The sequence below is a fragment of the Pantoea sp. GD03673 genome, from assembly GCF_029844725.1.
In the GTDB taxonomy this organism is placed as follows: domain Bacteria; phylum Pseudomonadota; class Gammaproteobacteria; order Enterobacterales; family Enterobacteriaceae; genus Pantoea.
This window is the reverse complement of the sequence record NZ_JAOCKJ010000010.1, coordinates 111,055-124,839: the sequence shown is the minus strand read 5'-3', so window position 1 is coordinate 124,839 and position 13,785 is coordinate 111,055. Positions and strand designations below refer to the sequence as shown.

Genomic DNA, 13,785 nt, shown 5'->3' with positions numbered 1-13,785 from the left:
TAGGAAGATCCGTGATGTGAACAGGCGAGAGCCGCTGTTACTCAATACAGTGGATACTAGCACTCACTATAGCGGTTAATCTACTTGCCATAGTGGTTATTTCTCTCGATACAGTGGTTGTTTTACTCGCTATAGTGGTTAGCTACCCTTCTCTATCGCAGTGATACCATGGGCTGAGGCTGTATGGGGATCTTTCAGGACCTTAATAAGGATCTTATGTGGATCTGTTATTGGATCTATTCGGTGGATAACTCGTTAAAAAGAACCTGTATCACGTCAATCCGCTGCTCAGCCTTTTCTTTCATCCTCCTGTTTCATCACCGCAGGCTATAAAACGGCTCCGAAGCATGCTTAACCTGCGTTGTGCACACGAAAAAGAGTCCTCTACTCGCTACAGTGGTTGTTGAGTACTCGCCAGCGCGGTTGCTTTACTCGCTACAGTGGTTGTTATACTTACTGCAGTGGTTATTCTTCTCGCTATAGTGGTTATCAACACCCTTTCAGACCTTGTGCCACGTGGCTTCAGACACTGTGGGGATCTGTTAAGGATCTCAATTTGATCTATTAAGGATCGACCTATTGGATCGAGCCTGTGAATAACGGGGATAAGACAAACGCATTACCGAACTGCTGAGTCCTGGATTAAACACGTTCTACGCTCCAGATATAAGGCAGGGATTCGTCCAGGGCTGTGTCAGAGCAGAGTGTTGACCGGGGACGTGTTTTATCCGGTTGAGTATGAAATTCGCTAATTGCCTATGACCATATGGCTAATCGCCTGAACTGGGTCATTCGCAGCTTTCAAAGCAACCGTATGGGAATAAATAGCCTGAGTTCCACCCGGCAATATTTTTATTTAAGTATTTGATAAATAATAATTTAAATGCGTATTTTCATGGTGAAAACACCAGGTTCAGGTTTTCAGATACAACGCTTGAGGGTGTGAAGCGATTAGGAGAATTAAGCCTTTATCCGGATTCAGGTAGCGATGACTTAGTGCAGCAATACAACATTACCATGATCACTGTTTATGAAAGGGCACTCTATGAGCGACCCATTATCAGACACATCAGAATCGTCTTTCCTTTATAACGCTTCATTTAAAAAGTAAGTTGTCAGGCAAAAGCAATATCGGATAAACCTCTGCTTAAATCTGCGACATCTCATACGCTTTATGCAGCGTCAGATTTAATATTACGGTCACAGTCAGCCCCCCTGCCCCGCTCTATAACTTCATAGTTACATGACCGAAAAAATAAAAAGGCTAAGGCGATTCAGCAAACAGGCTTGTTTTGAGTCATTCAAACTACCGAGTTAAAAGCAAAGAATAACTCTGAGGTAAAATTGAAATTGCTACAGAACCAGATTTGTAAGCAGTGATAGACGCCGGAGTAAATCCTGATGGAAAGGTGTGAGAGATTTCAATTCCTTGACAAGCATCCGGATGAAGCATCCAACAGGAGTAGCGTTATCAACTTTTTAGCATCGGGTCTCTTGTTTACGATGAAAGCTGAGGCAAACAACGCAGGGGTAAAAAATATCCAGCCTGAAGCAGGCGCTCAATGAAAATCCATTTTCACAACAAATTTCACCCGATAAATATCTATTTAACTTATTGATATTAATGATAAATTACAGGATTTTCACGATGAAAACACCATAGAAAATGCCTGAAATTCCTGTTCAGCTCCTGACTGATGACCCCTGCCGGTGTGACGCGACAACATAACTGGCATCTATTTTAAATCCTGCCTCTGAATCCCTTTCAGCTTATTTCTCCTGAAGGGCAAAACCGCGGTCTCAGTTACGCCTCTTTTAAAATTCACTCCTAAAGGCTTTCACCGTTCCGCAGCCTGTGACAAAAAATCCAGGTTTTTGGCATTTTTCTAAAAAATTGGCAGGTATGTGCTTTTTGTGTAGTATGCAAAAAACATTAACGCAGAGGGTGTTATGAAGCGTGATTACGGTGGAGTGCTGGAGATGGCGACACGGGCCAACTCCATGTTACATGGACTTAGTGACCACATTGAGCAGCAGCGTCAGGAATTTAACCAAACAGGGTTCTACCAGACTTTCTCGCGTAATGCTGTTGCCAATATGCCACTGCTGAGTAAGCACGCTGTCGTCGCCGCAATTAGTGATATGGAAGCAGCAGGGTATCAGTTTGGTAAAAAGCAGACTGGCAGTACCTCGCAATACGCCCTGACCATTCAGAACGTCGTCGACATTTATCAGCATCGTAAGGTACCAAAATACCGTGACCGCCATGACGGACCCTTTGTCGTATTTGTTGTCAGCCTTAAAGGTGGTGTCTCTAAAACCGTCAGCACCGTCACGCTGGCCCACGGTATGCGTGCGCACCCTTCTATGCTGCACAATGACCTGCGTATACTGGTCATCGATCTGGATCCCCAGGCATCCAGCACCATGTTCCTGAGCCACACAAACAGCGTAGGCTCCGTTCTGGAGACGGCAGCGCAGGCGATGCTCAACGACCTGGATGCGGACCAGCTTCGCGAGCAGTTTATTAAGCCAACGGTGATGCCGGGCGTTGATGTGATCCCTGCCTCAATCGACGATGGTTTTGTGGCCAGCGACTGGGAAGAACTGGTTGCTGAACATCTGCCCGGCGTTGCTCCTTCAGAAGTGCTGCGCCGCAATGTCATCGACCGTCTGGCAGGCGATTACGATTTTATCTTCCTTGATACCGGTCCCCACCTGGATTCCTTCATGCTGAATGCCATTGCGGCCAGTGATGTGCTGCTGACACCGACGCCGCCGGCACAGGTCGATTTCCACTCCACCATGAAGTATCTGACGCGCCTGCCGGAAATGCTTGAGCGTATTGAATCTGAAGGTATCGAACCACGGCTAAAAGCCAATATCGGCTTTATGTCCAAGATGACCTCGAAACACGATCACCTGACCTCGCAAAGCTATGCCCGGGAAGTGTTTACTAAATCGATGCTGGATTGCAGCTTACCGCGGCTGGATGGATTTGAACGCTGTGGCGAATCGTTCGATACGGTCATCAGCGCCAATCCGTCCTCTTATCCGGGGAGCGCGGATGCACTGCGCAAAGCCAAATATGAAGCCGAGCAGTTCTCAAGGGCTGTGTTTGACCGCATCGAATATATCAGGAGTACCCTGTGAGCAAACCTATACAGCGCATTGGCCGCAAGTTCGGCGATTCTGCTATTGCGAACATGATCGACAGCAGCAGCCAGTCACGCACCTTTACGCTGAAATCGGGTGCGAAGGCGACCTTTGTTCGCCAGCTGATCCTGCATGATGATATTGAAACCAGAACCAGCGTTGACCCAAAAATCAACGGCCGTGACCAGAGCACGCTGACGCCGGAGTCGCTGCAGGAGATCACCCGTACTATTACGCTGCAGCAGTTTTTCCCGGCCATTGGCCGCGTGAACGGTGACAGGATTGAGATCATGGATGGGTCGCGCCGCCGCGCCGCGTGCATTCTTTCCGGGGCCAGTCTGGAAGTGCTGGTCACCGCCGATGAACTGAGCCTCAGCGATGCCCGCCAGCTGGCTGCTGATATTCAGACGGCTAAAGAGCATAACCTGCGAGAGTTAGGTCTGCGCTTTATGCTGATGAATGAAAGTGGCATGAGCAAATCAGAGATTGCTAAAGCAGAAGGTATTTCAAACGCCAAAGTGTCGCGTGCGTTTAAGGCTGCGGCCGTGCCTGCTGAATTTATCGAACTCTTCCCGGTCGTCTCTGAGCTGACTCTTCAGGATTATCAGTTGCTGCTTGATGTCTGGGAAGAGGCGAAAGCGGAAGCGATTGACGTCGCCGGGCTCGTAAGCGGGATTCAGCAAAATCTGGCAGCCGATGATGCACTGCATAGCGCCAATGCGGATGAGAAGAAGAGCGCTATCCTGAATGGTTTTAAAAGTGCCCGTCGTCAGTTAAAAAAAACCGCGCCAGTCAGCAGGACGGTGACGGAAAAGCTGGCAACGTTTACCACAGCCAATACCTATGCGCGCCGTAAAACCAATGACGAAAAGCGCACCGTGCAGTATGAATTCAGTCGTCTGCCAAAAGAGGTTGCTGAACAGATTGATGCCTCGATCAGGCAGATACTCTCGACGCTAAAATAATCATCATCGCACTTTGCTGATAACTGAACCGGCCGCCGCGCCGGTTTTTTTATCCCTGCCATCTGTCCGCGTGTGCGAGGCATTATCCCTACCTTACTTCCCGCCCAGGTCACTCTTCTGCTCATTATGCATGTTAACGCTTGAACACAACGCCGTTTAGCGCTATAGCTAAAACGGTTTAGCTTTCAGGTTTAATCAGAGGAGTTTTTTATGTCTGTTCGCGTATGGTGCCTCGGGGATGCCGTGGTGGATTTGCTACCCGAATCGCCGGGTCGCCTGATGCAGTGTCCTGGCGGCGCACCCGCCAATGTCGCCGTGGGCATTGCCCGTCTGCAGGGAAACAGCGGTTTTATTGGTCGTGTCGGCGACGATCCTTTTGGTGAGTTCATGCGGCAGACGCTCACTGAGGAAAAAGTTGATACCCATTACATGATTGCCGATTCACAACATCGCACGTCAACGGTGGTGGTCGGACTGGATGACCAGGGCGAACGGTCTTTTACCTTTATGGTGCGGCCAAGCGCTGACCTGTTTCTGACGTCGTCGGACCTGCCCGAATTCCGTCGCGGAGAATGGCTGCACTGTTGTTCCATAGCCTTAGCGGCAGAACCTTCACGTACAGCGACACTGACGGCCATGAAACAGATCCGCGCAGCAGGCGGCTACGTCAGTTTCGATTTGAATCTTCGTGAAGACCTCTGGCCCGACCCTGCACTGCTGCACGAGGTCGTAAACGCGGCGCTCTGCCATACCGACGTCGTCAAACTCTCCGATGATGAACTCGCTTTCCTTTGCCCGGATCAGGAGCCGGCGGTCAGCATGATGCAGCTGGCGGCGCAATTCAGCATCCGCTTATTACTGGTGACGCGCGGCAGGGAAGGGGTCATGGCCTGCTATCAGGGCCAGATAAACCATTATGCCACCACGCCTGTCGCAAGCGTAGATACCACGGGTGCAGGTGATGCCTTCGTGGCCGGATTACTCTGGGGGCTGGCTGAATCGGGACTGCCGGATGATGAATCGCAGCTGGCTCTCTGTCTTGCCCGCGCACAACGCTGTGGTGCACTGGCAACCACGGCGAAAGGTGCCATGACCGCACTTCCGTGGCACCACCAGCTGGGCGATTTGCCGCGCTAAACGTCATTTTAAAACGCCTGTTTTGCGAGCTATCTCACAATCACTAAACCGGTTTAGCAATTTTCATTGCAGAGGGAAATAACCCGTGGCTATGATTTGCGCCTAAACCGGTTTAGCAAAAATACCGGTGATGATAGCCTCTCATCAGGGACATATAAAAATGAAAAAAAGTACGTTAGCCGTTGCCCTCTCAACGTTATTCCTTTCCACCTCTGTCTGGGCTGAACCCAGCATGAGCAGTATTGAAGCCCGCCTCGCCGCAATGGAGCAGCGGCTCCAGGCCGCCGAGAAGCGAGCGAATGCCGCTGAAACCCGCGCAGAGGTCGCGGAAAAACAGGCGCAGGCCGCAGAGAAACAGGCTCAGCAGCTGGCGGCGGTTCAGCAGCAGAATCAGGCCACTACCGCTCAGGTTGAACAACGCACCGCGAAGCTGGAACAGCACACCGTTGATAATGCCGGTGACGGTGGCTTTGAATTTCACGGCTATGCCCGCTCGGGATTGCTGATGAACAGCTCGGCTGCCAAAACACAGGGTGGCCCGACCGTAACACCTGCCGGAGAAACCGGCGGTCACGTTGGCCGTCTGGGTAATGAGCCGGATACCTACGTTGAGCTCAACCTCGAACATAAGCAGACGCTGGAGAATGGGGCCACCACCCGTTTCAAAGCGATGCTTGCCGACGGACAGCGCACCTACAATGACTGGACAGCCGCCAGCAGCGATCTCAACCTGCGCCAGGCGTTTGTCGAGCTCGGTCAGCTTCCCACTTTCACCGGTCCCTTTGATCATGCAACGGTCTGGGCCGGCAAGCGTTTCGATCGTGATAACTTCGATATCCACTGGATCGACTCCGATGTGGTGTTCCTTGCCGGAACCGGTGCCGGTATTTACGACATGAAATGGAGCGATGAGGCGCGCAGCAACATCTCGCTCTATGGCCGTACCTTTGGTGACATCGAAAACAATGAAAACACCGCGCAGAACTACATCCTGTCGCTGAATAACTTTGTGGGTCCGGTGCAGTTAATGGTCAGCGGCATGCGGGCAAAGGATAACGACGATCGCCGGGATATCGACGGCCTGCGGGTCAAAAGTGATGCGGCAGAAACCGGCGTTCATGCGCTGCTGGGCCTGCATAACGACAGCTTTTATGGGCTGACAGACGGTACATCGAAAACGGCTCTCCTCTATGGTCATGGTCTGGGCGCAGAGGTGAAGTCGATTGGTTCTGACGGCGCCCTGTTACCCGAAGCGGATACCTGGCGGCTGGCGAGTTACGGTACTACGCCACTGGGCGGGGGCTGGCACATTGCGCCTGCCTTACTGGCCCAGCGCAGTGACGATCGCTACGTCAAAGGCGACAGCTATGACTGGGCGACAGTCAACCTGCGGCTGATTCAGGAAATCACCCAGAACTTCGAGATGCAGTATGAAGGCTCTTATCAGTACATGGATCTGCGTCCGGAAGGCTACAACAACCGTAACGCGGTCAGCGGCAGCTTCACCAAACTGACCGTTGCGCCAACCCTGAAGGCCGGTGATGTCGGCGACTTCCTTAAGCGGCCTGAAATTCGTCTGTTTGCCACCTGGATGAACTGGGATCACCGGCTGGATAACTATGCCAGTGATGACGCGTTCGGCAGCAACGGCTTTGATGCCGGTGGCGAATGGAACTTTGGCGTACAGATGGAAACCTGGTTCTGATCGGACGGCCCCGGACACCGGGGCCTGAACGTCACGCGGATAAAAACATAACAAGACTGAGGTATGTATGGACTATGTAAAAATATCGCGGGCTTTGCTGCCCCTGCTGGGTGGCAAAGAGAACATCGCCAGCGCAGCGCATTGTGCCACCCGGCTGCGGCTGGTGCTGGCAGATGATGAGAAAGCGGACACCACCGCGATTGGCAGAATTGAAGGCGTGAAAGGCTGCTTCCGCAATGCGGGACAGCTTCAGGTTATCTTCGGTACGGGCGTGGTCAATAAGGTCTATGCCGCCTTTATCGCCGAGGCGGGCATCAGCGAATCGAGCAAGTCTGAGGCCGCTGACATTGCCGCCCGAAAGCTCAATCCTTTCCAGCGCATCGCCCGCCTGCTGTCGAACATCTTTGTGCCGATCATTCCGGCCATTGTGGCCTCAGGGCTGCTGATGGGCCTGCTGGGAATGGTCAAAACCTACGGCTGGGTCAATCCGGAAAATGCACTCTACATCATGCTGGAAATGTGCAGCTCGGCGGCCTTTATAATCCTGCCTGTCCTGATTGGTTTTACGGCGGCCCGCGAGTTTGGCGGTAACCCGTTTCTGGGGGCGACGCTGGGGGGTATCCTGACCCACCCGGCGCTGACCAACGCCTGGGGCGTGGCATCCGGTTTCCACACCATGAACTTCTTCGGTTTTGAGGTGGCGATGATCGGCTATCAGGGCACGGTGTTCCCGGTGCTGCTGGCAGTCTGGTTTATGAGTATGCTGGAAAAGCAGCTGCGTCGGGTGATCCCGGATGCGCTGGATCTGATCCTGACGCCATTCCTGACGGTGATTATCTCCGGTTTCATTGCGCTGCTGATTATTGGCCCGGCGGGCCGTATGCTGGGTGATGGGATCTCCTTTGTGCTCAGCACCCTTATTGCACACGCGGGCTGGCTGGCGGGGCTGGTGTTTGGCGGGCTCTATTCGGTAATTGTGATTACTGGCGTGCATCACAGCTTCCACGCCATTGAAGCGGGCCTGTTGGGCAATCCGTCTATCGGTGTGAACTTCCTGCTGCCTATCTGGGCGATGGCGAACGTGGCTCAGGGCGGGGCCTGTCTGGCGGTGTGGTTTAAAACCCGTGATGCGAAGATCAAAGCGATTTCGTTGCCCTCGGCATTTTCAGCCCTGCTGGGGATCACCGAGGCGGCTATTTTTGGTATCAACCTGCGGTTTATGAAACCCTTTATCGCGGGGCTTGCAGGCGGTGCGCTGGGCGGAGCCTGGGTGGTATCGGTCCATGTTTACATGACAGCAGTCGGGCTGACCGGTCTGCCGGGCATGGCGATTGTAAAGGCAGGTTCTCTGCTCAATTATGTTATCGGCATCGCCATCGCGTTCACCAGCGCGTTCGTGATCTCTTACCTGCTCAAATACAAAACGGACTCTGAATAATGGCTTCATCAACACGTCTTGCCGCCATTCTGCAGGCGGTGATGCAGGGGATGCCAAAAGCGCTTGGCGACAGCCACTATCCTGGCTGGCATCTGGCACCGGTCACCGGGCTGCTTAATGATCCCAACGGCTTTATCCATTTCGACGGCCACTATCATCTCTTTTACCAGTGGAACGCGCTGGGCTGTGCGCACCAGCATAAATGCTGGGGGCACTGGCGCTCAGCCGATCTGCTGCACTGGCAGCATCAGCCCATCGCGCTGATGCCGGATGAGGAGTATGACCGCAGCGGTTGTTACTCCGGCAGTGCGGTTGACGATAACGGTCTGCTGACGCTGGTCTATACCGGCAATGTGAAGTTTGAGGATGGTTCGCGCACGGCGTTTCAGTGCCTGGCCCGGCAGAACAGCGCGGGCGGTTTTGACAAGCTCGGCCCGGTCATCGCCGTGCCGGAGGGCTACACCGGCCACGTTCGCGATCCCAAAGTGTGGCGGCATGAAGATCACTGGTACATGGTACTGGCCGCGCAGAATACGCAACTGCAGGGCAGGGTACTGCTGTTGCGTTCTGACAACCTGCGGGAGTGGGAAAATCTCGGTGAGATCGCGGGCAGCGAACGGGGCGGGCTGGACGCCGCGGGGTATATGTGGGAATGCCCGGACATGTTCACGCTCGGCGACAGCACCTATCTGATCTGCTGTCCGCAGGGGGTGATGCCCGAAGAGAAGCGTTATCTGAACAGTCACGCCTGTGCCTGGCTGAGCGGCTCACTCGATTACCAGCAGCCTGCCTATCAACACGGCCCGTTGAACGAAATGGATGCCGGATTTGAATTTTATGCCCCCCAAACGACGCTGACCGCTGACGGCCGCCGTCTGCTGGTGGGCTGGATGGGAACGCCGGATGGTGAAGAGATGGCCCAGCCAACCGTAGCGCAGGGGTGGATCCACCAGATGACCTGTCTGCGCGAACTGAGCTCGCGCAACGGCCGACTGTATCAGCAGCCCGTTGCGGAACTGCAGGCGTTGCGGGAGAAAGCGCAGCACTATCAGGGTCGCGCCGATGATGCGCCACCGATCGCCGCACAGCGACTGGAGCTGGTGCTGGAGAGCCAGGGCGACATCGAACTCAATTTTGCCGATACGCTGATCCTGACCTGGCAGCAGAACGCGCTGCGTCTTGCCCGTCGCAGTCTGGTGTCAGGGGAATGGACTTATCGCTACTGGACTGGCGCTGCACGCCGGTTGCAGATCCTGTGTGACCACTCCAGCGTTGAGATCTTCATTAACGATGGGGAAGGGGTGATGAGCAGCCGCTATTTCCCGGACCATCCGGCGATGCTCACGCTGCGCGGGTGCGCAGAACTGCAGGCGCGCTACTGGTCGTTGCGTCGCTGCATGGTAGAATAAACGCTTGTTTCACTAACCGAAGCTTTGCTGTGAGAAAAACAAAACGCGTTACCATCAGTGACATCGCCGGGCTGGCTGGGGTTTCAAAAGCCACAGCCAGTCTGGTGCTCAACGGCCGTGGCGAAGAGTTGCGGGTCGCGAAGGAGACGCGTGAGCGGGTACTGACGCTGGCCCGCGAACACCATTATCAGCCCAGCATCCATGCGCGGATGTTGCACGATGCCCGCAGTCATACGCTCGGCCTGGTGGTGCCGGAGATCACTAACCACGGTTTTGCCGCCTTTTCTCATGCACTGGAAAATCTCTGCCGCGCAGCGGGCCTGCAGCTGCTGATCTCCTGCACGGATGAAAATGCCGGTCAGGAGAGGGTTGTGGTCAACAATCTGGTCGCGCGTCAGGTCGACGGGCTGATCGTTGCCTCCAGTATGCTGACCGATAGCGACTATGTCAGCCTCAGCGAACAGTTACCGGTGCTGCTGTTTGACCGCCACATGAACAACACAAAGTTGCCGTGGGTCATCACCGATGCGGTGACGCCGACTGCTGAGCTGGTTGAAAAGCTGGCGCGTGCCTGCCCGGAGGAGATCTACTTTATGGGGGGGCAGGCGGAGCTCTCCCCGACCCGGGATCGTCTGGCAGGATTCAGAGAAGGTCTGGCGCGGGCCGGTGTGACGCCGCAGCCTGCGTGGATAATCCAGGGTAACTACCATCCCGGCAGCGGTTACGAGATGTTCGCCGCCCTCTGCAGCCAGCTGGGAAGACCGCCCAAAGCGATGTTTACCGCGGCCTGCGGTCTGCTTGAGGGAGTACTGCGCTACATGAGTGAGCATGATCTGCTGACCAGCGATATCCGCATCGCCAGTTTCGATGACCACTATCTGTATGATTCACTGTCGATTCCGATCGACACCGTAGAGCAGAATGTCCCGGCGCTGGCGCAGGCCTGTTTTTCGATGCTGACCACGATGATCGCGGGTGATGATCCCGCTGACAGCCAGCTGGTGCTGCCTGCCACGCTGCGCCTGCGCGGCTGACAGTCGGGTTCGTTTGACCCGGCGGCCTCTTCACCTGGGTGCTGACACCCCGCAGACCGGACCCGCGGGTGCGGTGAACCCCGGCGGTTACCGGCCGCACCTCTGGCGGGCGGGTCAGCCATCCCTGTCACGCCAACGCCTGTTCTGCCACTGCCAGCCCCTCCACGAATGATGCTATCTCCGGCAGGGACAGGCTGCCCCTGCCGGTGCGCTTTCTGTTAAAGCGGAAAAGGATTGTCAGAGCGGCCGGGGGTCATGAGTGCCTGAAGCTGCATAACCTCCAGTTGCTTAAGGATTAGTGCGAGCGCTGAATGCGGGTGAGGGACGCAAAAAGGGTATTTTTATCACCCTCACTCAGGTGGGGTGCGGTGAGTTGTGACATCAGAAACACCTTGTCCTGCTGCGAAAAGGTGCCAACCATCAGGCGCTGACTGATCGCGGTCAGGAGCTGTGTATCCAGCTGCTCTATCTGCTGACGGGTTTCGGTCAGATCGGCCACAGACATCGCGCTATCAGGGGTGGAAAGCCAGTCTGCCCGATACCGATACTGAATAGCCTTACTGGCGTTCATTAACGCGTGAACAAACGGTTCAACGGAGTGGGGATCAAGCCCGGCATGCTGCGCATTCTGCAGCATGTGGTCCAGCACCACCTGTTCCCGAGGCAGATCTTCAACAGGTAAATGATGGAGTGCTTTATAACCCGCCACGACTTTCATTACCTGCATACGCTCATTGAGTGCGCGGGAAAGCGCCTCCAGCGAGACGGATGAAACTGAACCTGCAAAAACGTTACTGCACACGAACAGTGAAGAGAAAAAAATAGCGATAAAGTGAGTCATCTGCCTGCTCCATTAATAAAGACTGGCGCTAATTTAGGCATGAAAATGTCACTGTGTGTGATTATTTTGTTTTCAAAATGTGTACAGGGCGGGTGCCAGCGTGATTTGTTCAGGTGGCTGATTTAAATCTGTTTTTTTAAGCCTGAATTCATAAAAATTTCATTTTGATATGAAATTATCAAAAGTTGATTCAGGCTCAGTAATCCGGTGTTTCCCGCCCGCTAGTGGCGTGTTTGTCAGGATTCGGAGCAGCTCCGCCAGGGCGGCAGCACCGCCCTAACCGGTTCAGGCGTTGTCAGGGAACGAACACGGCACGCACGCAGCCATCTTCTTTTTGTTTAAACATCTCATAGCCTCGCGGAGCCTCTTCCAGGGGAAAGCGATGCGTCGCCATAAAAGCCGGATTCAGTTCGTTTCTGGCAACATGTTCCAGCAGACGGTGCATGTAGCGTTGCCCATGCTGCTGGGCGGTACGAATGGTCAGACTCTTGTTAATCATCAGCCCCAGCGGAAACTTATCCATCACGCCGTAAACGCCCAGAATGGCAATGTTGCCGCCTTTACGACAGGCGTACAACGCCTGGCGCAGTGCGGCACCGACATCGGTTTCAAGATGCAGCATCTGTTTTGTCTTGTCGTAGACCTGACTCAATCCTTCACCACGAGCTTCCATACCGACAGCATCAATACAGCTGTCCGGGCCGCGCCCGCCGGTTAACTCCAGCAGTGCTTCGTTAACATCGACCTCGGTGTAATCCAGCGTTATGCTGCCTGCGAAGTCGCGTGCCATTGCCAGCCGTTCAGGATAGCGATCGATACCGATGACCTGATGAGCCCCCATCAGCCAGGCACTTTGCTGTGCCATCAGTCCGACACCGCCACAACCCCAGACCACCACGGTGTCACCGGGATGAATATTACAGAAGTCAGCGCCCATATAACCGGTGGGCGTCGCGTCTGAAAGGAACAGCGCCTGCTCATCAGTTACGCCGTCGGGCACCACGAAGCAATCATTGTCGGCAAAGGGCACGCGGACATATTCTGCGTGTGAACCTGCATAGCCACCAAACGCGTGGCTGTAGGCGTAAATACCGCCCGTTGCATGACCCAGCACCGTTTCTCCTTTCTCCCACTGCGGATGGGTATTGTCACAGCAGGAGGGCAACTGATGCTGGCAATACCAGCAGGAACCGCAGGAGATAAAAGAGGGCACCACGACCCGATCGCCGCGACGGATATTTTTGACGGCACTGCCCACCTCCACGACTTCGCCCATGAATTCATGACCGAGAATATCGCCTTCCCGCATACTCGGGATCAGACCATCAATGACGTGCAGATCGGATCCGCAGGTGGTGGTCAGCCTGACGCGAATAATCGCATCATGAGGATTAAGCAGACCGGGGTCGGCGACGGTTTCAACGCTTAAATTGTTTACGCCATTCCAGCAGAGAGCACGCATTTATTTCTCCTTATCCTGACGTCCGGCGTGACGGCCCGCAGGCTGCCCCTGCAGGGTCGGAATTTCACCGGTCTCAGCCAGACTTTTAAAGCGATGCAACGCTTTGCTGGCCACCTCTTTTGGCAGCAGATCAAATAACGTCGTGACTTTTTTTCCCAGGACGCCACCTGGTGGCGTGAACTGCAGCGTCAGGGCCAGTTCGGTGCCCCATTCACCCGGAGCCGGGCGCAGGCGCAGTTCACCTTCGTTAGGAATCTCTGCGTCATCAAGCGAGCGCCAGGCAATAATTTCGCCTGGCTGGGCTTCGACAATGCGGGTATTCCAGCGGTAGTGCTTACCCAGCGGCCCCTGAATCTCCCAGTGTGCATCGCTCTTATTGAGCGGCGTCACACTGGCAAAATGGCTCATAATGCGGGGCAGGGTATCGGGTTCAAGCCACAGGTTAAAAAGCTCGGTAGCGGGCAGGCCCACCGTAATCCAGCGCCGTAGCGTGAGGGGATGATCACTGGCGGTACTCAGAGATGTTGTTGTCAAAACGTCCTCCGATAGTTTTCTCAGTGAAACAAAAATCATTCATGCTGAGTTAAGAACAGCCGGGGGGATTTTGCGAGCGAAGCCGTGTCCCGCAGGCCGTGTGT

General features: G+C 54.5%; 10 protein-coding genes. 7 read left to right on the top strand and 3 right to left on the bottom strand.

The genetic code is table 11. From position 1 onward, the window contains the following. Positions 1 to 1,950: 1,950 nt before the first annotated feature. From N5J69_RS18905 to N5J69_RS18875, 7 genes are all read left to right on the top strand, one after another. The gene (locus N5J69_RS18905) at positions 1,951 to 3,153 is read left to right on the top strand and encodes an AAA family ATPase (RefSeq protein ID WP_279772173.1); all 1,203 of its coding nucleotides are present in this window, start codon (positions 1,951 to 1,953) and stop codon (positions 3,151 to 3,153) included. Then, positions 3,150 to 4,121, top strand: a complete 972-nt coding sequence (locus N5J69_RS18900) for a ParB family protein (protein WP_279772172.1) — start codon at positions 3,150 to 3,152, stop codon at positions 4,119 to 4,121. The genes N5J69_RS18905 and N5J69_RS18900 overlap by 4 nt, the downstream gene beginning before the upstream one ends. Before the next feature lie 210 nt (positions 4,122 to 4,331). Beyond that, positions 4,332 to 5,258, top strand: coding sequence for an aminoimidazole riboside kinase (locus tag N5J69_RS18895; protein ID WP_279772171.1), 927 nt, complete (start codon positions 4,332 to 4,334; stop codon positions 5,256 to 5,258). Between the two features lie 160 nt (positions 5,259 to 5,418). Beyond that, the gene (locus N5J69_RS18890; protein WP_279772170.1) at positions 5,419 to 6,963 is read left to right on the top strand and encodes a carbohydrate porin; all 1,545 of its coding nucleotides are present in this window, start codon (positions 5,419 to 5,421) and stop codon (positions 6,961 to 6,963) included. Positions 6,964 to 7,030: 67 nt separating this feature from the next. Next, the gene (locus tag N5J69_RS18885; protein WP_279772169.1) at positions 7,031 to 8,401 is read left to right on the top strand and encodes a sucrose-specific PTS transporter subunit IIBC; all 1,371 of its coding nucleotides are present in this window, start codon (positions 7,031 to 7,033) and stop codon (positions 8,399 to 8,401) included. Then, a complete protein-coding gene (locus N5J69_RS18880; RefSeq protein ID WP_279772168.1) occupies positions 8,401 to 9,810 on the top strand; it encodes a sucrose-6-phosphate hydrolase in 1,410 nt (469 codons plus the stop codon). Before N5J69_RS18885 ends, N5J69_RS18880 begins: the two co-directional genes overlap by 1 nt. A 29-nt stretch (positions 9,811 to 9,839) precedes the next feature. Beyond that, a complete protein-coding gene (locus N5J69_RS18875; protein ID WP_279772167.1) occupies positions 9,840 to 10,844 on the top strand; it encodes a substrate-binding domain-containing protein in 1,005 nt (334 codons plus the stop codon). Between the two features lie 295 nt (positions 10,845 to 11,139). Here N5J69_RS18875 and N5J69_RS18870 read toward each other — a convergent pair whose 3' ends face one another. The 3 genes from N5J69_RS18870 to N5J69_RS18860 form a co-directional block, all read right to left on the bottom strand. Beyond that, a complete protein-coding gene (locus N5J69_RS18870; protein WP_279772166.1) occupies positions 11,140 to 11,685 on the bottom strand; it encodes a chorismate mutase in 546 nt (181 codons plus the stop codon). A 295-nt stretch (positions 11,686 to 11,980) separates the two neighbouring features. Further along, positions 11,981 to 13,147: a zinc-dependent alcohol dehydrogenase gene (locus N5J69_RS18865; protein WP_279772165.1), complete on the bottom strand. Its 1,167-nt coding sequence runs from the start codon at positions 13,145 to 13,147 to the stop codon at positions 11,981 to 11,983. Beyond that, positions 13,148 to 13,681 carry an SRPBCC family protein gene (locus N5J69_RS18860; RefSeq protein ID WP_279772164.1) on the bottom strand — a complete coding sequence of 178 codons (534 nt, stop codon included), beginning with the start codon at positions 13,679 to 13,681 and terminating at the stop codon, positions 13,148 to 13,150. It abuts the gene before it with no gap. Positions 13,682 to 13,785 lie beyond the last annotated feature (104 nt).

Coding starts and splice junctions, on each gene's coding strand:
- N5J69_RS18865 (WP_279772165.1), bottom strand. CDS start 13,147: ATGCGTGCTCTCTGCTGGAATGGCGTAAACAATTTAAGCGTTGAAACC.
- N5J69_RS18885 (WP_279772169.1), top strand. CDS start 7,031: ATGGACTATGTAAAAATATCGCGGGCTTTGCTGCCCCTGCTGGGTGGC.
- N5J69_RS18880 (WP_279772168.1), top strand. CDS start 8,401: ATGGCTTCATCAACACGTCTTGCCGCCATTCTGCAGGCGGTGATGCAG.
- N5J69_RS18870 (WP_279772166.1), bottom strand. CDS start 11,685: ATGACTCACTTTATCGCTATTTTTTTCTCTTCACTGTTCGTGTGCAGT.
- N5J69_RS18890 (WP_279772170.1), top strand. CDS start 5,419: ATGAAAAAAAGTACGTTAGCCGTTGCCCTCTCAACGTTATTCCTTTCC.
- N5J69_RS18895 (WP_279772171.1), top strand. CDS start 4,332: ATGTCTGTTCGCGTATGGTGCCTCGGGGATGCCGTGGTGGATTTGCTA.
- N5J69_RS18905 (WP_279772173.1), top strand. CDS start 1,951: ATGAAGCGTGATTACGGTGGAGTGCTGGAGATGGCGACACGGGCCAAC.